The sequence below is a fragment of the Streptacidiphilus sp. ASG 303 genome, from assembly GCF_020991365.1.
GTDB lineage: Bacteria > Actinomycetota > Actinomycetes > Streptomycetales > Streptomycetaceae > Peterkaempfera.
Map to the genome: position 1 here is coordinate 125,312 of NZ_JAJLRA010000014.1, position 19,069 is coordinate 144,380.

Annotated in this window: 16 protein-coding genes; 4 read left to right on the forward strand and 12 right to left on the reverse strand. The window is 78.0% G+C overall.

The window, feature by feature from the left end; translation table 11 throughout:
- Positions 1-52: 52 nt before the first annotated feature.
- The 3 genes from LO771_RS18790 to LO771_RS18800 form a co-directional block, all read right to left on the reverse strand.
- Positions 53-445, reverse strand: coding sequence for a RidA family protein (locus LO771_RS18790; protein WP_230653979.1), 393 nt, complete (start codon positions 443-445; stop codon positions 53-55).
- Positions 446-485: 40 nt separating this feature from the next.
- Positions 486-1,439, reverse strand: coding sequence for a GNAT family N-acetyltransferase (locus LO771_RS18795; RefSeq protein WP_230653981.1), 954 nt, complete (start codon positions 1,437-1,439; stop codon positions 486-488).
- Between the two features lie 237 nt (positions 1,440-1,676).
- On the reverse strand, positions 1,677-2,489 hold the full coding sequence (locus tag LO771_RS18800) for a peptidyl-tRNA hydrolase (protein ID WP_374228193.1): 813 nt from the start codon (positions 2,487-2,489) through the stop codon (positions 1,677-1,679).
- A 32-nt stretch (positions 2,490-2,521) separates the two neighbouring features.
- Between LO771_RS18800 and LO771_RS18805 the strand changes: the two genes are divergently transcribed.
- Positions 2,522-2,953, forward strand: coding sequence for a GNAT family N-acetyltransferase (locus LO771_RS18805; RefSeq protein ID WP_230653985.1), 432 nt, complete (start codon positions 2,522-2,524; stop codon positions 2,951-2,953).
- Between the two features lie 101 nt (positions 2,954-3,054).
- Here the strand turns inward: LO771_RS18805 and LO771_RS18810 are convergent, their stop codons facing one another.
- From LO771_RS18810 to LO771_RS31385, 7 genes are all read right to left on the reverse strand, one after another.
- A complete protein-coding gene (locus LO771_RS18810; protein ID WP_230653986.1) occupies positions 3,055-3,999 on the reverse strand; it encodes a hypothetical protein in 945 nt (314 codons plus the stop codon).
- A gap of 76 nt (positions 4,000-4,075) precedes the next feature.
- Positions 4,076-4,996 carry an ABC transporter permease gene (locus tag LO771_RS18815; RefSeq protein WP_230653987.1) on the reverse strand — a complete coding sequence of 307 codons (921 nt, stop codon included), beginning with the start codon at positions 4,994-4,996 and terminating at the stop codon, positions 4,076-4,078.
- Positions 4,989-5,915: an ABC transporter permease gene (locus LO771_RS18820; protein ID WP_230653988.1), complete on the reverse strand. Its 927-nt coding sequence runs from the start codon at positions 5,913-5,915 to the stop codon at positions 4,989-4,991. The genes LO771_RS18815 and LO771_RS18820 overlap by 8 nt, the downstream gene beginning before the upstream one ends.
- On the reverse strand, positions 5,916-7,526 hold the full coding sequence (locus tag LO771_RS18825) for an ABC transporter substrate-binding protein (protein WP_230653990.1): 1,611 nt from the start codon (positions 7,524-7,526) through the stop codon (positions 5,916-5,918). It lies immediately after the preceding gene.
- Between the two features lie 308 nt (positions 7,527-7,834).
- A complete protein-coding gene (locus tag LO771_RS18830; RefSeq protein ID WP_230653992.1) occupies positions 7,835-9,097 on the reverse strand; it encodes a M20/M25/M40 family metallo-hydrolase in 1,263 nt (420 codons plus the stop codon).
- A complete protein-coding gene (locus tag LO771_RS18835) occupies positions 9,090-9,917 on the reverse strand; it encodes a M55 family metallopeptidase (RefSeq protein ID WP_230653994.1) in 828 nt (275 codons plus the stop codon). Before LO771_RS18835 ends, LO771_RS18830 begins: the two co-directional genes overlap by 8 nt.
- A 190-nt stretch (positions 9,918-10,107) precedes the next feature.
- The gene (locus tag LO771_RS31385; protein ID WP_230653995.1) at positions 10,108-10,983 is read right to left on the reverse strand and encodes a MurR/RpiR family transcriptional regulator; all 876 of its coding nucleotides are present in this window, start codon (positions 10,981-10,983) and stop codon (positions 10,108-10,110) included.
- 488 nt (positions 10,984-11,471) lie between these two features.
- On the opposite strand from LO771_RS31385, the gene LO771_RS18845 reads away from it, so the two are divergent.
- Complete coding sequence (locus tag LO771_RS18845; RefSeq protein ID WP_230653997.1) at positions 11,472-12,122, forward strand: helix-turn-helix domain-containing protein; 651 nt, start codon at positions 11,472-11,474, stop codon at positions 12,120-12,122.
- A gap of 26 nt (positions 12,123-12,148) precedes the next feature.
- Here LO771_RS18845 and LO771_RS18850 read toward each other — a convergent pair whose 3' ends face one another.
- Positions 12,149-13,216 (reverse strand): helix-turn-helix domain-containing protein, encoded by a 1,068-nt coding sequence (locus LO771_RS18850; protein WP_230653999.1) that lies wholly within the window; start codon positions 13,214-13,216, stop codon positions 12,149-12,151.
- Positions 13,217-13,351: 135 nt separating this feature from the next.
- Between LO771_RS18850 and LO771_RS18855 the strand changes: the two genes are divergently transcribed.
- Entirely contained in the window at positions 13,352-14,791 is a 1,440-nt protein-coding gene (locus LO771_RS18855; RefSeq protein WP_230654001.1) for a S9 family peptidase, read from the forward strand.
- 112 nt (positions 14,792-14,903) lie between these two features.
- On the opposite strand, the gene LO771_RS18860 is transcribed toward LO771_RS18855, so the two are convergent.
- Positions 14,904-16,874, reverse strand: a complete 1,971-nt coding sequence (locus LO771_RS18860) for a peptidoglycan recognition family protein (protein ID WP_230654003.1) — start codon at positions 16,872-16,874, stop codon at positions 14,904-14,906.
- A 745-nt stretch (positions 16,875-17,619) separates the two neighbouring features.
- Between LO771_RS18860 and LO771_RS18865 the strand changes: the two genes are divergently transcribed.
- Complete coding sequence (locus tag LO771_RS18865) at positions 17,620-19,020, forward strand: C39 family peptidase (RefSeq protein WP_230654004.1); 1,401 nt, start codon at positions 17,620-17,622, stop codon at positions 19,018-19,020.
- The last annotated feature ends 49 nt before the right edge of the window (positions 19,021-19,069 follow it).

The window sequence follows — 19,069 nt, forward strand, 5'->3', positions numbered from 1 at the left end:
GTGCCGGCTGCGGCTGCCCGCGAGGGGCCGCGGCCGGCGCGTCCGGACGACGTCAGCCGAGGACGGCGTCGACCTCCACCTCGACGAGCCACGCGGGATCGATGAAGCGTGAGACCCCGACGAAGGTGCAGGCCGGCCGGACCGACGCGAACCGCTCTCCGTGCGCTCGCGCGGCCTCCTCCCAGCGGGTCACGTCGGTGAGCATGATGCGGGTCCGCACGACGTCCTCCAGCGACGCACCCGCCTCCTTCAGCGCGGCCTCGGCGATGTCCAGGCACCGGACGGTCTGGGCGTGGACGTCGCCCCGCCCCACGGTCGTCCCGTCGTCCCCGAGGGGAGCGGTCCCGGCGACCGCGACGTGCGCCCCTCTGCGGACCGCCCGGGAGAACCCGATGCGCGGTTCGAGCGGAGACCCGGAACTGACTGTCTGTCGAACACGGTTCATGCCGCCATGCTCACACACCGCCGCACCCGCGGGACGGGCGTCAGGGCCAGACCATCTCCAGGGTGTGCTCGGAGACGGTGTACCCGGCCCGGCGGAAGGCGGCGGCCATCGGCGTGTTCGTGGTGTCGGTCGCCGCGCGGATGCGCGGGACGCCCTCGGCGGCCAGGACGCGGGTGCCCTCGGCCAGGACCTCGTCGATCCAGCCGCGGCCGCGGTGCTCGGGCAGCACGCCGAGGTAGGCGATGACCGGGTTGTAGGCGTTGCGGGCCGCGACGACGAAGCCGACCGGCTCCCCGCCGGGCAGCTCGGCGACGCGCCACCACTCCCGGGGGCTGCGGAAGCCCGCGAACTCCCCGTCGTAGTGCCCGGCGGCGGCCTGCTCCGGCGTCATCCGGGCCAGGTCGTCGCGGCTGTAGGCGTCGAGGGTGCCCTCCAGCACCCGGGTCATCAGGCCGACCAGCTCCTCCCGTCCGGCGGCGGGCCGGAAGGAGAGCCGCCCGGTGGGCGGGGGCACGGGCGTGCCGGGACGCCACTCCAGGCGCAGCCGCTCCACCATCATCCGGGCGCCGGTGCGGGCGGCGGCCGCCGTGCGGTCCTCCACGCCGCGCCGGACCTCCGGGCGGTCGCGCCAGTCCGGCGGCGCGAGGCGGCTGTACGGGGGCGGGCGGGTGCCGGCGGGGAGGACGGCGGCCGCGGCGGTGCGCAGCAGCCGCTCGCCGATGCCGACCCGCGCGGGGCTGTCGAGGGCGTCGTCGAGGTCGAGGACGTCCAGGAGGAAGGGGTCGTCGCCGCGGCGGCGGCCCCACCAGGCGGCGCGGGCCACCGGGCGGCCGCCGTCGAGGGCGAGCCACATCCAGCCGGGCAGGCGGCGGCCGTCCTCCAGGTCGCCGGCGAACTCCTCGTTGAAGCGGTGGGGCAGGCGGTTGAAAAGGTCCAGTTCACCGGGGCCGGCTATCGGACGGATCGTCAGGTCGTGCGGTGCTGCTGCGGTCAAGGCGCTCTCCGTCGCGGGGGTGCGCCCGGCCGGTCCGGGGCTCAGCCGGGGCCGACGCCCCGGAAGGGGGCGGGCGCGGTGGTCGTGCGGGTCATCGGCTCGTCCTCCTCTCGGGTCGGGGCCGCTCCCGTCCCGGGCGGGAGGGGACGCGGCGCCCCAGGTGTACCGGCCGCCAGGAGCGGCCCGCAACCGGTTTTCCGGCCCGGACCGCCGGACCGCCGGGCCGGCGCCCGGGCCCTAGCGGCGGGCGGACCGCAGGGCGGGCAGGTCGGCCACGACCGTGCAGGAGCCGGGGGCGATCTCGGTGAAGCCCGCGTCGCGGACGACCGGCAGGCCGCTGCCGGCCAGCTCCGCCCAGGCCGCCGCCGGGGCGGTGCGCACGGCCAGGGCGAAGCCGCGCTCCGCCCAGGCGGCGCGCTCGGCGGCGTCCAGCTCCCACCAGGCGAGCTGGGCGGCGTGCCCGGCCTGCGCCATGGCCTTGCCCGCGCTCATGCCCAGGTCCGGGTTGACCCACAGGACCGGCGTGCCCGGCTCCGGCGCGGGCGGCTCGGCGGGGTCGTCCAGGTCGGTGCCGGAGACCTGGAGCCGGGCGAGGTCCTTGGGCCAGCCGTCCAGCGGCACCGGCGGGTACACCCGGACCTCGGCGGCGGGCCGGGGCGCGGCGGCCGCCTCCCCGGCGGCGGCCTCCCCGGCAGCCGCGGCCCCGGCGGCCCCGGACCCCGCGGCCCCGGGCGCGCCGCTCCCGTGCACCGTGATGCCGGGCAGCGCCTCCGCCCGCCGCCACTCCGCGCCGCGGGCCCGCCGCACCACCTTGCGGATGCGGGCGTCCTCCCAGGCCGCGACCGCCTGCGCCCACTCCCCGCCGTCGGCTGAGCGGGGGTCGGCGAGGAGGGTGAGCACGGCGCGGGCGGCGGTCTCCATCGCGTCGGTGCGTCCGGGCGGGGCTGCCCGCTCCACGCGGACGACGAGCGGCAGCACGTACTGGGGGGCGGCGTCGCGGGAGGCCGCGGGATCGGGGGCGTCGAACGGGTCGGTCACGGCTCCCAGCATGCCAGCAGCCCCCGCCGGTAGGCTGACCGGCCATGACCGGCACCGTGCCCGAGGGCTACGCGATCGACACCGACCCGGCCAGGATCGACGTGGACGCGGTCCACCGCTGGCTGTCCACGGACGCCTACTGGGCGCTGGGGCGCAGCCGGGGGACGGTGGAGCGGTCGGTGGCGGCGTCGGTGAACTTCGGCGTCTTCGACGCCTCCGGCGCGCAGTGCGGCTACGCCCGGGTGGTGACCGACCTGGCGACCTTCGCGTGGCTGTGCGACGTGTACGTGGACCGGGCGCACCGGGGCCGGGGCCTCGGCGTGGCGCTGGCCGCGGCGGTGCGGGACCACCTGGCGCCGTACGGGCTGCGGCGGGTGCTGCTGGCCACGGGGGACGCCCACGGGGTGTACGCGCAGGTGGGGTTCCGGCCGCTGCCGGACCCGCACAAGTGGATGGTGCTGGGCCGCGAGGCGTGAGGCCCGGCCCCTTCCGCCCCCGGGACGCCCCGCGCCCGGCCGCCCCCGCCCGAACGCCGGACGGGGCGTTCGGACGGGGACGGCCGGGGCAGACGGACCGGTCAGGCCGCGGACTCGGGCCCGGGCTCGGGCTCGGGCTCGGGCTCGGGCCGGGGCAGCTTCATGGCGTCCGCGAGGCGGTCGGAGAGCGGCCGGACCAGTTCCCGCAGCCGGACGCTCCGCTCGGTGCCCAGGGCCTGCCAGGGGGCGAGGGCGAGGTGGTCGGTGAGGTCCTCGACCTCGCGCCGCAGGGCGCGGCCGGCGTCGGTGAGCGCGCCGTCGGCGTCGAGCAGCCCGCGGGCGGCGAGGCGGCCCTCGGCGGCCTCCCAGTCGGCGTCGGACCAGCCGCGCCGGGGCTGGATGGAGCCGCGGACCTCCCCGCCCTCCGCCGTGATGGCGACCAGGGCCTCGACCGCGTCCAGTCCGGAGCGGAGCAGGGCCGCGTTGTGCCCGTCGCCGCGCCACTCGCGCAGCGTGGTGGCGGCCTGCCAGAGCCTGAGGTGGGGCTCGTCGGGGAGCGGGAGGGCCGCGTTGGCGGCGCCGAGGGGGCGCCCGGCGGGCGTGCAGGCGGCGGCCGCCTCGGCGGCGAGGTCGGCGGCCTCGGCCACCTCGGGCGAGCCGACGGCGTCGGGGAGCAGGGCGCGCAGGGCCGCGTCGGCGCCGGCGAGCCGGGCGGCGAGGACCTTCTCGGGGGCGGCCTTCTCCCACACGCCGGGGATGGAGCGGCCGGTCAGGGCGGGGTGGAAGTGGTAGAAGACGGCGTCCACCACGGAGGCGGGCGCGGCGCCCATCGGGGCGGTGCGCCCGGCGAAGTACACGGCCCAGGGGTGGGTGATGCCGTGGGCGTGGAAGGGGGCGTGCGCCTGCGGGGCGAGGATGGCGACGACGTGGTACGGCTCCAGGACGTCCCGCAGCGACCGGGCGAGGCGCAGCCCGGCGGGGCGGGGGCGGTCCGGGCGGGGCCCGGCCGTGCGGGGGCCGCCGGGGGCGGTGGTCGGCTCGGTCACGCTCTGCTCCTTGGGTGGGAGGGTGCGACCGAGCATAGGGTGAATGTTTCATCACATCAACCATTCACCCCGGTGGTCACCTCAGCCGCGGGTCCAGGGCGTCGCGCACCGCGTCGCCCAGCAGCAGGAAGCTCAGCACCGTCACCGACAGGAAGAGCGCCGGGAAGACCAGCAGGTGCGGGTGGTCGGCGTAGAAGTCCTGCGCCATGTTCAGCTGCAGCCCCCAGGAGACCGTGGGGTACTGCAGGCCGACGCCCAGGTAGTCCAGGGTGGCCTCGCCGGCGATGACGTTGCCGACGTTGAGCATGGCGACCACGAAGACCGGGGCGAAGGCGTTGGGCAGGATGTGGCGGGTCATCACCCGCAGGTGCCCGGCGCCCAGCGCCCGCGCCGCGAGCACGTGGTCGGACTCCCGGACCGCGATGACCTGGGAGCGCATGATCCTGGTCATGGTGGTCCAGCCGAGCGCCACCAGCACCAGGGTGACCGCCCAGATCCCGTGGCCGGGGAAGGCGGTGAGGACCACGGTGGCGCCGAGCACGAACGGCAGCCCGAAGAAGACGTCGGTGACCCGGGAGAGCACGGCGTCGACGGCGCCGCCGAAGTACCCGGCGAGGGAGCCGAGCACCACCGAGACCGCGAGCGCGAAGAGGGTCACGGCGGTGCCCACCAGCAGGCTGGGCCGCGCGCCGTGGACCACCTGGGACCAGTAGTCGCAGCCCTGCACGTCCCAGCCGAAGGGGTGGCCGCCGGCCGGCCCCTGCTTGGCGCGCAGCAGGTCGCACTGCTCGTTCGGGCCGAGCCGGGCGAAGAGCGAGGGCACCGCGGCCATCACCCCGGCCAGCAGCAGGACCGCCGCCGAGCACCAGAACAGCGGCCTGCGGCGCAGCTCGTACCAGGCGTCGCCGCCGCGCCGCCGCACCGGCGGCACGCCCCCGTCCGCCGCCGCCTCCGGGAGCGGGGCGGCGGGCGGGTCGAGGGTGGTGGGCTCAGTCATGGCGGATCCTCGGGTCCAGGACTCCGTAGAGCAGGTCGACGGCGAGGTTCACCAGCAGGAAGACCAGCACGAGCGCGGTGGTGGCGCCGACCACCACCGGCCCCTCCTTCAGCTGGATGGACTGGAACACCTGCTGGCCGACGCCGGGCAGGTTGAAGATGCCCTCGGTCACCACCGCGCCCGCCATCAGCGCGCCGAAGTCGACGCCGAGGTAGGTGACCACCGGGATCAGCGAGTTGCGCAGGGTGTGCACCACCACGGTCCGGGTGCGGCCCAGGCCCTTGGCGGCGGCGGTGCGGACGTAGTCCGAGCGGAGGTTCTCCACCAGGGTGGTGCGGGTGAGCCGGGCGACGTACGCGAGGCCGAAGGAGCCCAGCACCATGCCGGGCAGCAGGTAGGAGGTGGGCCAGCCCTCCTCGGTGCCCGCGGTGGGCAGCAGCCCCCACTCCAGTCCGACCAGCAGCTGCGCGGTGTACCCGACCACGAAGACCGGCACCGCGATCACCAGCGTGGTGCCGGCGAGGACCGCGGTGTCCACGGCCTTCCCGCGCCGCAGCCCGGCGATGACGCCGAGGGTGACGCCGAGGACCAGCTCGAAGACCCACGCGGTGACCGCGAGCTGCGCGGTCACCGTCCAGCGGTCGGCGAGCAGGTCGGAGACGCGCTGCCCGGTGAAGGTCTCCCCGAGGTCGCCGCGGACCAGCCCGGCCAGGTACTTCCCGTACTGGACCACGAGCGGGTCGTCGAGGTGGTAGCGGGCGTGGAGGGCGGCGAGCGCCGACGGGGAGACCGGCTTGTCGCCGGCCAGCGCCCGGACGGGGTCGCCGGGCAGGGCGAAGACCAGGGCGTAGATGAGGAAGGTGGTGCCCAGGAAGACGGGTACCGCCTGGAGCAGCCGGCGCGCGGTGTACCGGCCCATCTACTTGACGGTGATCTGGTCGAGGCGGAGGGAGACGTAGGGGTCGGGGCGGACGCCCCGGAGCCGCTCGGACCAGGCGGAGTAGTCGGTCCAGTTCCACAGCGGCGCCATCGGCAGCTCGGCCAGGGCGATGTCCTCGGCCTGCTGGTAGAGCGGGGTGGCGGCGTCGAGGCCGGGGGCGGAGTTCGCCCGCTTCAGCAGGTCGAGGAACCGCTGGTTGTGCCAGCCCATGCGGTTGCCGTCGCCCCACATGTACTCGAGGTAGTCCTGGGCGCTCGGGTAGTCCATGACCCAGTTGTTGCGGTAGGGGCCGGTCTCCTTCCTGCCGGAGAGGGCGGAGAGGTAGTCGGAGGCGGGCACCTTGCGGAAGGCGACCCGGTCGATGCCGAGGTTCTGCCGGAGCTGGTTGGCGACGGCGGTCATCCACTGCTCGTAGGAGGAGTCGGCGTTGGAGAACCAGAGCTCCAGCGGGCCGTGGAAGCCCCCGGCCTGCGCGAGCAGCTGCTTCGCCTTCGCGGGGTCGTAGGTGCAGGCCTCGCCGCAGGCGTCCTTGCGGTAGCCGGGGACGTTGGGGGCGAGGAGCGAGGCCATCGGCTGGTAGGCGCCGTTGAAGACCGCGTCGACGACGGCCCTGCGGTCGATCGCCATGGAGAAGGCCTTCCGCAGCCGCGGGTCGGCGAACCGCTTGTCGTAGACGGGGAAGCCGAGGTAGTCCATGGTGCCGCTGGGGGTGCCCCGGAGGCGGTCGCCGAGCAGGCGCCGGGCCTGCGGGAGGTGGGCGGGCGGCACGTTGAGCACGAGGTCGACCCGGCCGGCCTGGAAGTCGGTCCAGGCGGTGTCCTTGCTCGCGTAGATCCGGAACACCACGCCGGCCCCCTTCGCCGGGCGGGGCCCCCTGTAGCCGGCGTACTTCTTCAGCGTGATCCGCTGGTTGTGCTGCCAGTCGCCGTCCATGGCGAAGGGGCCGTTGCCGATCGGGTGGACGTCGAACCTCCTCGGGTCGGTGAAGGCGGCCCGGGGCAGCGGCGCGAAGCCGGTGTAGGCGAGCGTCATCGGGAACGGGCTGAAGGGCGCGGTGAGCCGCACCGTGAAGGTGAGGTCGTCGACCACCCTCAGGCCGGAGAGGGCCTTCGTCCTCGGGGCGGGCCCGCCGTCCTCCGGGTTGAGCTCCTTGTAGCCCTCGACGTTCGCGAAGTAGTAGTTGTTCGCCCAGCCGTTGGGCCCGTAGGCGGCGGCGTTCCAGGCGTCGACGAAGCTCCGCGCGGTGACCTTCTCGCCGTTCTGGAAGGTCTGCCCGGGCCGCAGCCGCACCGTCCAGGTGCGCTGGTCGGTGGAGGTGACGGACTGCGCGGCCTGCATCACGGGGTGGCCGTCGGCGGGGTCGAGGGTGACGAGGGTGTCGAAGACGCCGTTGAGCACGTCGATGGAGTAGCTGCTGGTGGTGTTGCCCGGGGTGAGGTGGTCGGGCTCGGTGAGGGCGACGCTGTAGGAGCCGTCCGGCGCCGCGGAGTCCCCCCTGCCCCCGCCGCCCGTGCCGCCGCAGGCGGTCGAGGCGAGGAGCGCGGCGAGCGCGGCGGCGCCCCAGCGGGCGGGGCGGACGAGCCTGGTCATGCATCCTCCACGGGGTCCGGCTTGTTCGCGTACCGTCGAACCGGTCCGGTGCCACAGGACACCACCGGCGCGGGGGCGGGGCAACGCTTCGTCGGCGATGTTTTCCCTCACCGAACACCGCGGAAGCGCTCCGGGGCCCCGCGTCCCTCCCCCGGCCGTGTCCGTCCGACCGTCCGTCACCCCGCCGGGTGACGGACGGCGGGGCGGCGGGACGGCGGATCAGCGGGGCGGCGGGTTGACGGACCGGCGGATCAGCGGGACGGCGGATCAGCGGGGGCGCCCCGCCGCCGCGCCGCCGGGGAGGGGCGTCACGGCGGCGGGGCGGCGAGCAGCGCGGCCAGCAGCGCGGCGCGTGGGGCGAGCCCGTCGAGGCGCAGGTGCTCGGTGCGGGCGTGGGCGCCGCCGCCGGGCGGCCCGAGGCCGTCGAGGGTGGGGACCCCGGCCGCGCCCGGCGTGTTGGCGTCCCCGGAGCCTCCCGCGGGGCGCCCGGCGATCCGCAGGCCCTGGGCGGCGCCGGTCCGCCGGACGTGGTCCAGCAGCGCCGTGTCGGGGGAGGCCCGCCAGGCGGGCCGCCGGGAGAGGACCTCCGTCCGGATGCGGGCGCCGGACCGGTACGGGGGCAGCGCCGCCAGCAGGCGCAGCGCCTCCCGTTCGGCGTCGGGCTCGGTGAACCGCAGCCCCAGCTCGGCCTCGGCGTGCCCGGCGACGACGTTGGCGCGGGTGCCGCCGGAGATCCGGCCCACGTTGAAGGCGTTGCCGGGACGCTCGCCGATCCGCCGCCGCAGGAGCAGCAGCTGGTCGGTGAGCTCGTCGACGGCGGAGACGCCCGCCTCCGGGGCGATGCCCGCGTGGGACTCGCGCCCGGCGACCTCCAGCCGGACCCGGGCGGAGCCGCGCCGGGCGGTCTTCAGGGCGCCGTCGGGGTGCGGAGGCTCCAGGCCGAGGGCGGCGCGGGCCCCGTCCAGGTGCTCGGCGACCAGTCGGCCGCCGTCGGGGCTGCCCACCTCCTCGTCGGAGACGACCAGGGCCACCACCGGCACCGCGCAGGGCACGGCCAGTTCGGCGAGGAGCGCCAGGGCCGTCTCCAGCACCACCAGGCCGCCCTTCATGTCGAGGACGCCGGCGCCGGTGGCGGTGCCGTCGGGGTGCTCGCGGTACGGCATGGCGGCGAGGCTGCCGGCCGGCCAGACGGTGTCGTGGTGGGCCAGCAGCAGCAGGTGGCCCGCCTCCGCCCGGCCGTCCAGGCGGGCGACCAGGTGGTCGCCGTGCACGCCGGGCACCTGCTCGACCTTGGCGCCGGACGCCTCCAGGCCGCGGGCCAGCTCGGCGGCGAGCCGGTCCAGGCGGGCGGCGTCGCCGGAGGGCGACTCCAGGGCGACGAGTTCGGCGAGCCGCCGCCGCATGCCGCCCTCCCGGGCGCGGGCGGCGGCCCGCAGCCGGGCGGTGAGGCCGCCGCCCGCGGGACGGGTCCGCCCGGGCCCGTTGTCGCGGGACCGTACGGGCGTGGGGGCGGAGGCGGGCCCGGCACCGGGTGGACCGGCCCCGGGCCCGCCGCCCGCGGACTCAGTCAAAGTCGGGCTCCCGCGCCGCCGACGCCACGTGGGTGAGGGCACGGAAGCACCGCATGCCGTCGTACATCCGGTCGCTGGTGAAGGCCACGGTGCGCGGCCCGGTCGCGGTGATCGTGGGCACCGCCGTGCAGGCGTCCGCCAGCTGGGTCGCGTCGAACTCCAGCTCGAAGCGCCAGGGGCCGCGCGGCACGCTCTGCGGGCGCCCCACCGCCTCCAGGGACGCGGCGGCCGCCTCCCGGATCAGCGCGGCGGTGCGCACCGGCGGCAGGCAGACCGCGGCGTAGCGGCTGACGCAGGTCTTCACGGCGACGGTGCGGGCGTGCGGGGCCCAGCCCGCCGCCTCCTTGCAGGTGAGGTCGTCCCCGGTGACCAGCACCACCGGGACGCCCGCCTCGGCGGCCAGCAGGGCGTTGAGCCGGCCCTCGGAGGCGGGCTCGCCGTTGATGCGCAGCTGGAGCAGGCCGGTGGCCATGTAGGTGTGGGCCAGCACCCCGGTCTCGCCGGCGCCGGTGTGGTAGCCGACGAAGGCCACCGCGTCGGCCTCCAGCACGCCCTCCATCATGCCCAGCGGCTTGTGGCGTCCCGTCAGCATGGCGGCGCGCGGGTCCAGCTCCTCCAGCAGGATGTTGCGCATGGTGCAGTGCGCCTCGTTGACCAGCACCTCGTCGGCGCCGGCGGCGAGGAAGCCCTCGACGGCGGCGTTGGTGTCGGAGGTCAGCATCCGGCGGAAGCGCTGCCACTGCTCGCTCCCCGGGGCGACGTCCTCCGGACAGGTGACGCCGGTGGCGCCCTCCATGTCCGCCGAGACCAGAATGCGCATCCGCTGCTCTCCTCAGCTCTGCCTGCAGGTTCTCCGACCGGCGGGCGCGGCGCCCGCCGGGGGTCAGGGGGTGCGCCCGTCCGGTGGACGGCGGGCGCGGGAAGGGGGGACGGGGGCGGGCCCGGGGCGGCGGCGCGGGCGGCCGGGGCCGGGCGCGGCCGTCGGTGCGGACGCGGGCACGGGCACGGCGTCACGGCTCCCGGTAGACGGACAGGGCGCGGGCGGCCTCCTCGCGGCGCGCCAGCCGGCGCCGGGCGCCCTTGGTCCGCGCGGCGACCACCAGCGACAGGGCGTGCACGGTGGCGGCGACCGCGGTCGGCGAGTCGGTGAAGGAGGTGGAGGCGGTGGCCGCGACCAGGACGTGGTCGCTGAGCCCGGCCAGCGGGCTGTCGGGCGCGTCCGTGACGCCGACCACCGGGACGCCCCGCCCGCGCAGCGCCCGCACCAGGTCCAGCGTGCCGGTGCTGTAGCGGCGCATCCCGAAGGCGACGGCGACGTCGGCGGGACCGGCGTCCAGCAGCGCGTCCACGTCCCGTCCCCCGCGGTCGCCGAGGACGTGGACGTCCGGCAGGACCGCCGACAGGTCGGCGGCCAGCAGCAGGGCGAAGGCGTGCGACTTGCGCTCGCCCACCAGGTAGCGGGTGCGGGCGGCGGCGATGGCGGACGCGGCCCGCTCCAGGTCGTCGCCGGCCGCCAGTTCCCGCAGGGTGCGGCGGACGTTCTCGGCCTCGTGCCCGGCGGCACGCTCCACCAGGGGGCCCGCACCGCCGGCGCCGATCCGGGCGGTGTAGCGCTGCCGGGGGGTGCGCAGCTCCCGGTCCTGCTCCTCGCGCACCCGCCACTGGAGCTCGGCGAGGCCGTCGAAGCCGGCGGCGGCCGCCAGGTCGGCGAGCGCCCGGTACGGCAGGCCGGAGGCGCGGAGCAGCTCCGCGGCGGGGCGCAGCGCGGAGGCGGGGTAGTCGTCGAGGAGGAGCCGGGCGAGGCTGCGGCCCTCGTCGCCGAGGGCGTCGGCGGCGTCCTGGATCAGCTGGCGGGGGTCGGACCACTGCGAGGCGAGACCGTTCACCGGTTCCTCCGGCGGGGGACGGGGGCGGCGGGGAGGTCCGCGCCGGGGGCCGGGACGCGTCCGCGCCGCGGCTGCCGGGCGGCCCCGCCGGGGGCCGGCGGGCGGCCGCGCCGCACCGGCGGCGTGTGTGCCTGCACGTGGCCTCCCGCGCCCGTCGGTCTGCTCCCCGCGCTGCCCGGTGTGCGGGGCGGCGTGCGGCGGCGGCGCCGCCGTACCGGTGCCGTTGCAGGGCCCGATGTTTTCCCACGGAGAAATTGCCCGTCAAGGGATGCCCTCCGTGGACGCACTGTAGTTTGCTGGCGGCGAACAGGACGTCGGATGCGGCCGCGGGAGGCGTTGTGGGTTCGACCGGCACGGCGGGGGCACGGGCGGTGCGGGGGCCGGCGGGCGGGGGGACCGTCCCGCCGCGGGCGGCCGGGGGGCCGCAGGCCGGAGGGGCCGCACAGGACGGCCAGGACGGCCAGGACGGCCGGGCCCGGGGCGGGGCGGTGCAGGGCGGACCCGTTCAGGACCGGGCGGCGCAGGACCGGACGGCGCAGGACCGGACGGCGCAGGACGGGGCGGCGCAGGAGGCCGAGAGGCGCGTCGCCGAGCAGGTGGGCACGGCCGTCCGGGCCCGGCGCCGCTCGCTGGGGCTGACCCTGGAGGCGGTCGGCAGGCGCACCGGGCTGTCGAAGAGCTTCCTCAGCCAGGTCGAGTCCGGGCGCACCAACCCCACGCTGGGCACCCTGACCCGGCTGTCGCTGGCGCTGGGCGCCACCCCGGCGGCCCTGTTCGGCGGTCCGGCGCCGTCCGCCGCGGGGGACGGCGCCGCCGACGCCGCTCCCCCGGTCACCACACTCCGGCCGGCCCGCCCGAAGGCCAACTGGCCCGCGGGCACCGGCCGCACCTACCCGCTGACCGCGCCGGGCGCCCACCGCTTCGAGGTGGTGCTGTGTGACGGCACGCCCCGCCACCACGAGCGGGCGGTGCGCCATGCGGGCGCGGAGTTCTGCCACGTGCTGGCGGGCGCCGTGCGGGTGGAGGTGGGGTCGCAGAGCCGCCTGCTGCACGCGGGCGAGTCGCTGCACTACGACGGCGGGGTGCCGCACCGGATAGCGGCGCAGACCGGCACCACCCGCTTCCTGCTGGTCATCTGACGCTGCGCCGGTAAGGACGCCGCCCGTCACGGCCGCTCCCCGGACGCAGGCCCGGACGCAGGCCCGGACGCGGGCCGCGGCCCCGGGAGGGCCGCGGACGGGTCCGCGCCCAGCAGGGCGAGGCCCAGCGGCGTGGCCGTGTGCCGCACCGAGCGGCCCTCGCGCCGGGTGGCGGCCAGGCCGGCCCGGCGCAGGACCGCGGCGTGCTCGGACGCCGAGGCGGGGCTGACCGCGAGCACGGCGGCGAGCTCGGTGGTGGTGCGGCCGTGCCGCAGGGCGCGCAGCGCCTCGGCGCGGGTGCGGCCCAGGGCGTCGGCCAGCGGGTCGGGCTGCGGGGCGGGGCCCGGGGGGCCGCCGGGGTCCGGCCGCAGGGCGCCGCGGGCGGGGTAGGTGACGAAGACGGGGCCGTCCGGCTCGGCCAGCACCCGGGGGCGGCCGCGCAGGAAGAGCGCGGGCACCAGGACGACCGGCCGGCCCCCCGGGTCGAGGTCGCGGTCCGGTCCGGGGCGGTGGATCTCCAGGACGGGCGGGCGCCAGCGGACCGCCGGGTGCAGCGAGTCCAGGACGGCGCCCACGCCCTCCCGGGCCAGCAGGGCGGAGCGCTCCGCGAGGTCGGCGGCGGCGGTCTCGCGCAGGGCGGGCCAGTCGGCGGCGAAGCCGCGGTAGTAGGCGCCGACGGCGGCGGTGAGCGCGGTGCGGGCCGCCCGGTCGCCCCCGGCGAGGTCGCGGACGTAGGGGCTGGGGCGGCGGCCCGCGTAGAGGGCGCGGACCTGGTCGGCCACGTCGGCGGCGGGCGCGGACGCCACCGCGTCCAGGTAGGCGTCCATGTCCCCGGTGCGCCGCAGCAGGAAGGCCGGCAGGTCCGCGGTGCCCGGCCCCAGGAGGTCCAGCAGCGGCGCGGTCCCGGGCCCGGTGCGCGGCCGCATCCGGGCGCGCCAGCGGCGCAGGTCCGCGCGGGCGCCCGGGTCCTGCGGGCCCCCGGCGCCGTCCCGCAGCGCGATGACGCTGTACATGGCCTCGATGGGCGAGGCCACCCCGGCGGGGGCGAGACGCAGGCGGGCGACGTCCTCCGGGGCCAGGCGGATGCGCAGCATGCCGCCATCGTGGCAGGAGCGGCGGGGGCGCGTCGCCGTCCGGGACGGGCTTTTCGGGACCCGGGCGCCCCTCCCGCCCTTCGGCGGAGGCCGAAAGGCTGGCGGCGGCCGGTCCCGGGCGGCGAGCCTGCGGCCATGCGGAAGAGACGGATACCAGGAGTGGTGGCGGCCGCCGCGCTGGCCGCGGCGGCACTCGGCACGGGCGCCCCGGCGGCGCGGGCGGCGGACGGCGGGACGGCAGGGGCGGCGGAGGGGGTGCGCACCCTCACCGGCACGGCGGGGGGCGTGCCGTTCCTCGCCGACGTGCCGGAGCACTGGAACGGCACGCTGCTGCTGTGGAGCCACGCCTACGAGCAGGGCGGCGGGGCGCCCCCGCCGGAGGACGCCGACCCGGCGCACCCGGAGGTGCGGACCTGGCTGCTGGACCACGGGTACGCCCTGGCCGGGTCCTCGTACCCGTACGCGCCGTTCGCGACCCGGGAGGCGGCGGACGGCCAGCTGGCCCTGCTGGACTGGTTCCGGGAGCACGTGGGGGCGCCCCGCTCCACGGTGGCGTGGGGGCGTTCGCTGGGCGGGCAGCTGACGGCGGTGCTCGCGGAGCGGCACCCGCGGCGGTTCGCGGGCGCGCTGCCGATGTGCGGCGAGGTGGCGGGCGCGGTGGCCGGCGCCAACGCCCAGCTGGACATGGCCTTCGCGCTGGGGGCGTTGCTGTGGCCGGACGCGGACGTGCGGACGGCCCGCATCGCCGACCCGGCGGCGAACCTGGACCGGGCGCTGGGCCTGCTGCGCACCGCCTACCGGTCCGGGCCGCAGGGGCGGGCCAGGATCGCGCTCGCCGCGGCCCTGGCGGACGTGCCCGGCTGGGCGGACTCGCTGGCGCCCGCCCCCGCCGACCCGGACGAGGAGGTGCTGGGTCAGGTCCTGGCCACCCTGTACCAGAACGGCTCGTTCCTCTGGGGGCCGGGCCGGGCGGAGCTGGAGCGGCTGGTCGGCGGGAACCCGTCCTGGAACGCGGGCGTGGACTACGCGGCGCAGCTGGACCGGTCGGGGCGGCGCGCCGCCGTGGACGAGGCCTACCGGCGGGCCGGCCTGGACCTGGACGCCGACCTGGGCACCCTCGCCGCGGCCCCCCGCGTCTCCCCCGACCCGGGGGCCGTGCTCCGGCTGGCGGCGCAGGCGTCGGTGACGGGCCGGGTGGCGGTGCCGACGGTGACCCTGCACAGCACGGGCGACGTCACGGCGCCGGTGGAGAACGAGCGCCGGTACGGGGACCTGGCGGCGGTGCAGGGCCGGTCGGGGCTGCTGCGGCAGCTGTACACGGCCCGGGGGAACCACTGCTTCTTCACGGGGGCGGAGGAGCTGACGGCGCTGCGGGTCCTGCTGGACCGCGTGGCGACGGGCAGCTGGGGTCCGTCCGACGCGGCCTCGCTGAACGCGGCGGCGGCCGGGTTCGGCCCCGGGTACGACGCGATGACCAGCTACTACCAGGACGGGGTGCGGGACGTCGCGCCGGCCTTCGAGGAGTACCGGCCGGGCCCGTTCCCCCGGTCGCCCCTGCCCCTCCCCCTCCCGTGACCGGCCGGGCGGGCGTCCACGGGGGTGGCGCCCGCCCGGTCCGCGCGGCCGTCCGCGCGTCCGCCCCGGTCCGCCCGTGCCGAGCACGGGCGGACCGGGGCGGCCGCGTCCGCTACCCGGCGTCCCGGAGGCGGACCAGGTCGACGTCGTCGGCCTTGACGAAGGCGATCCGGTGGCCGAACTGGATCTGGTAGTACCGGGTCGTCCCGGTCACCACCCGGTGCGTGGAGGGGTCGAAGGTGGTGGACCAGGTGTACTGGCCGGGAAAGGAGCCCCCGACCGCGTACGACTGGCCCGCGGGCAGCCGGTACTTCAGGGGGCTGACCGGCTGGACCGGGACGCCCGCCGGGTACGCCCCGGCCTCCGGGTAGGCGCGGCCGTAGACGGGGATGTCGGCGAGGCCCGCGCGGGGCGTCACCACGTCGCCCCGGACGGGGACCTCCGCGGGACGGTCCGCCGGGTCGTGGAACCAGGCCCGCTGCCCGAGGTACCAGACGGCGGTCCAGTCCCCCTGCCGCCCGGCGACGGCGTACCGCTGGCCGGTGGAGGCGCGGGCGCCCATGTCGTACACGTCGTCGGTGGCGGGGTTCGCGCTGCGGCCGATGTCGGTGACGAGCGGGGCGTCGTCGGCGGGCGCGGTGTGCAGGGTGACGGCGGAGGACCCCTGCGGCGGGCACGGCTCGCCGGGGGCGGTGCAGCCGGTGTAGGCGGGGCGGTTGGCGGCGTAGTCGGGCAGGATCTCGACGAGGCCGGAGCGCGGGCCGGCGGTCGGGTGCAGCGGCCGGCCGAGCAGCGCGAAGTAGTGGGCCCAGTCCCAGTACGGGCCGGGGTCGAGGTGCATGCCCGCCGTGGTGGCGGCGGTGGGCCCGGGGACGTTGTCGTGGCCGAGGACGTGCTGCCGGTCGAGCGGGATGTCGTAGCGGTGGGCGAGGTACCGGACCAGCCGCGCCGAGCTGCGGTACATGGCCTCCGTGTACCAGGTGCCGCCCGCGGCGAGGAAGCCCTCGTGCTCGATGCCGACGGACCGGGCGTTGACGTCCCAGTTGCCCGCGTGCCAGCCGATGTCCTTGGTGGCGATGTGCTGGTCGACCTGGCCGTCGGCGGAGCGGACGCTGTAGTGCCAGCCGAGGTAGGACGGGTCCTGCACGAGCTTGAGGGTGGTGTCCCAGCTCGCCTCGGTGTCGTGGACGACGATGTAGTCGACGTGCTCGGTGGCCGGGCGGTCGGCGACGTCGTGGTTGCCGTAGTCGGTGGGGTTGTCGGAGAGCTGCTGGTAGGGGGCGGGCAGCCAGGCGCAGCCGAGGTCGTGCGGGCACTCGGTCCGCGGGTCGCTGTGCGCGGGCGTGCCGACGGCCCGGACCCGCGTGGCGGCCAGGGCGACCGGCTGCCCGTCGTCGGTGGTGCGGGCGGCGCCGCTGCGCAGCACGTCGTAGACGTCGTCGGCGAACCGGCCGGCGGCCGCCGGGTCGTCGTCGCCCGCGTAGCCGGCGACGGCGCCGTACCAGTCGGCCGGGTCGGCGCTCGGGGCGCGGTGCAGCCCGCGCTGGAGGTCGGCGAGGAGGGCGGCGCCGCCGGCGATGTTGGCGGCCGGGTCGGTGCGCAGGGTCTGCGCGGGGAGGCCGGTGAGCGCGGCGGCCCGCTCCGCGGTCCGCAGCCGGGCCGGGACGGCGGCCGGCACGGCGGGGACCGGGGCGGCGGCCGTGAACGGGCGGGCGTCGTCGCCGCGCGGGTCGCCCGCGCCGTCGCCGGCCTGGCGCGGGAGGGAGGCGAGGGCGGCGGGGGCGTCGGTGAGGTGCATGGGGCCGTAGCCGGCGTCGGTGCTGGGCAGGCCCGCATGGGTGTCCCAGCGGGACTCCAGGTAGGAGACGGCCAGGAGCACCTCCTCCGGGACGCCGTAGCGCTCGGCGGCGGCGCGGTAGGCGCCCTGCCGGTCGGCGGCGGCCGGGGCGGCGGGGGACCCGCCGTCCGGGGCCTGCGCCGCGTGGGCCTGCGGCAGGACGCCGACGGCGGGCAGCAGGGCCGCCGCGGCGGCCGCGGCGGTCAGGGCGCGCCGGTGGCGGCGGGCCGGTCGGGCGAGGGGCATGTGCTCTCCTGACGGTTCGACAGCTGTGGTGGTGCCGGGGACGCGGGGGGCGCGGGACGGTGGTGCGGTGGTGCGGTGCGGGCAGGCGCGGTCCGCATCCTCTCCCGCGTCCCGGTCGGCCGGGGCGGAACGGCGCCCCGGGCCGGGGGCGCGGGTCGGGGCCGCCGGGCCGGCGGGAACGGGCGCGTCGGCGGCGGGGCGCGCCTCACCGTGCGGCCGCAGGCTCCTCCCCCGGCCCCGCGGAGCCGACTTACCACGCCGCGCGGCCGGGGCCGGGAACCGTCCCGCCGCACGGGCCGCGCGCCGCGCCGGGGGCCGGACGGCGGCGCACGGCGGCGCGGGCGGTGCGGCGGCGAGCGGGCACGGCGGTCCCCCGGGGTCGGCATGGCATGCGCATGGCCGGAGGACCGTACCGCCGGGCGCCCGGGCCGGGCCAGCCTCCGTTCGCTGACAGCGGACCCGGGACCGCGGCCCGCCCTCCGGCCGCCCGGCCCGGTGCAACGCGAGGCGGCACGACGCAGCCCTGTCCGACGCGAGGCGGTCCGAGGTGGTCCGACGCGGCCCGGCCCGAGGCGAGGCCGTCCGGCCCGGCGGGGGACGGGCCGGGCGGCGGCGTGCCGCCCGGCCGTCCGGTACGGCGCACGGCGCCGCGTGCGCCGTCCGATGTCCGGTGTTCGGTGGGGGCGGACACGCGGCCGCAGTGGCTGACAAGTGCGCCGGTCGGCGGGGAGAGTGAAGGTCCGTCATGAACCCGCCCACCCGTGGAGCGCCCGTGGAGCAGCCCCCGCTCACCCGCCGCGCCGCCCTGGCCGGCGCGCTCGCCGCAGCCGTCGCCGCCGGCGGTGCCCGCCCCGCGTCCGCCGCCGCCCGGCCCGCCCCGGCCGGGCGGTCCGGCGCACGTCCGCGGACCCCGGAGGACGCCCCGGTGGACTACCACGCCTGGACGAAGCGCGCCGACTGGCAGTCGGGCACCTCGGCGGGCGTGCGGGTGGAGCACGTCCACCGCGAGGGGTTCCCCGGGATCGTCCTGGACCGCCCGGCCGGCACCGCCCCCTACACCGACCCGCACACCGGCACCACCGCCGACTGGGAGTACGCGGTCTGGACCTCCCCCGAGCACCGCCCCGGCTTCGGCGCGAGCGAGATCGTCGCCTCCTGGAACGCCGACACCCCGCCCGGCACCTGGATCGAGGTGGAGCTCCAGGGCCGCTACGGCAGCGGCGGCACCACCCCCTGGTACGTGATGGGCCGCTGGGCGTCCGGCGACGGCGACATCCGCCGCACCTCGGTCGACGGGCAGTCCGACGGGCGCAGCGGCGTCTCCACCGACACCCTGGGGATCACCGACCGGTCGACGGGCCTGCGCCTCACCGCGTACCGGCTGCGGGCCACCCTGCGCCGCAGGCCCGGCAGCGCCGCCACGCCCCTGGTGCGGCGGATCGGCGCCCTGGCCTCGGACGTCCCCGACCGGTTCACCGTGCCCGCGTCCGCGCCGCTGGAGCGCCGCGCGGTCGAGCTGGCGGTGCCCCGCTACTCCCAGGAGGTCCACAAGGGGCAGTACCCGCAGTACGACAACGGCGGCGAGGCCTGGTGCAGCCCGACCTCCTCCGAGATGGTGGTCGAGTCCTGGGGCCGGCGCCCCTCCCCCGCCGACCTGGCCTGGGTGGACCCCTCGTACGCCGACCCGTCCGTCTGCCACGCGGCCCGCTCGACCTACGACGCCCAGTACGCCGGGTGCGGCAACTGGCCCTTCAACGCCGCCTACGCCGCGTCCTGCGGCCTGGACGCGCTGGTCACCCGGCTGCGGTCGCTGAACGACGCCGAGCGGCTGGTCCGCGCGGGCATCCCGGTGATCACCTCGCAGTCCTTCCTCGCCGCGGAGCTGGACGGCGCCGGCTACGGCACGGCCGGGCACCTGATGGCCGTGGTCGGCTTCACCGCCGACGGCGACGTCGTCGCCCACGACCCGGCCGCGCCGGACGACGCCGCCGTGCGGCGCGTGTACCGGAGGCGGCAGTTCGAGAACGTCTGGCTCCGGACGAAGCGGTACGACGCCGCGGGGAAGGTCCGCGGCGGCTCCGGCGGGGTCGTCTACCTGTCCAGGCCGCCGCAGGTGCCGTGGCCCGCCGGCCTCGGCCTCGGCTGACGTCCGCGCGGGCGTCCTCCGCCGCGGGCCGGGCCCCCTGTGCGGGGCC

Excerpts from the sequence above, each read along its gene's own strand:
- LO771_RS18790 (WP_230653979.1), bottom strand. The coding sequence starts at position 445 with ATGAACCGTGTTCGACAGACAGTCAGTTCCGGGTCTCCGCTCGAACCG.
- LO771_RS18800 (WP_374228193.1), bottom strand. The coding sequence starts at position 2,489 with ATGCTGGGAGCCGTGACCGACCCGTTCGACGCCCCCGATCCCGCGGCC.
- LO771_RS18805 (WP_230653985.1), top strand. The coding sequence starts at position 2,522 with ATGACCGGCACCGTGCCCGAGGGCTACGCGATCGACACCGACCCGGCC.
- LO771_RS18815 (WP_230653987.1), bottom strand. The coding sequence starts at position 4,996 with ATGACTGAGCCCACCACCCTCGACCCGCCCGCCGCCCCGCTCCCGGAG.
- LO771_RS18820 (WP_230653988.1), bottom strand. The coding sequence starts at position 5,915 with ATGGGCCGGTACACCGCGCGCCGGCTGCTCCAGGCGGTACCCGTCTTC.
- LO771_RS18825 (WP_230653990.1), bottom strand. The coding sequence starts at position 7,526 with ATGACCAGGCTCGTCCGCCCCGCCCGCTGGGGCGCCGCCGCGCTCGCC.
- LO771_RS18835 (WP_230653994.1), bottom strand. The coding sequence starts at position 9,917 with ATGCGCATTCTGGTCTCGGCGGACATGGAGGGCGCCACCGGCGTCACC.
- LO771_RS18850 (WP_230653999.1), bottom strand. The coding sequence starts at position 13,216 with ATGCTGCGCATCCGCCTGGCCCCGGAGGACGTCGCCCGCCTGCGTCTC.
- LO771_RS18855 (WP_230654001.1), top strand. The coding sequence starts at position 13,352 with ATGCGGAAGAGACGGATACCAGGAGTGGTGGCGGCCGCCGCGCTGGCC.
- LO771_RS18860 (WP_230654003.1), bottom strand. The coding sequence starts at position 16,874 with ATGCCCCTCGCCCGACCGGCCCGCCGCCACCGGCGCGCCCTGACCGCC.
- LO771_RS18865 (WP_230654004.1), top strand. The coding sequence starts at position 17,620 with ATGAACCCGCCCACCCGTGGAGCGCCCGTGGAGCAGCCCCCGCTCACC.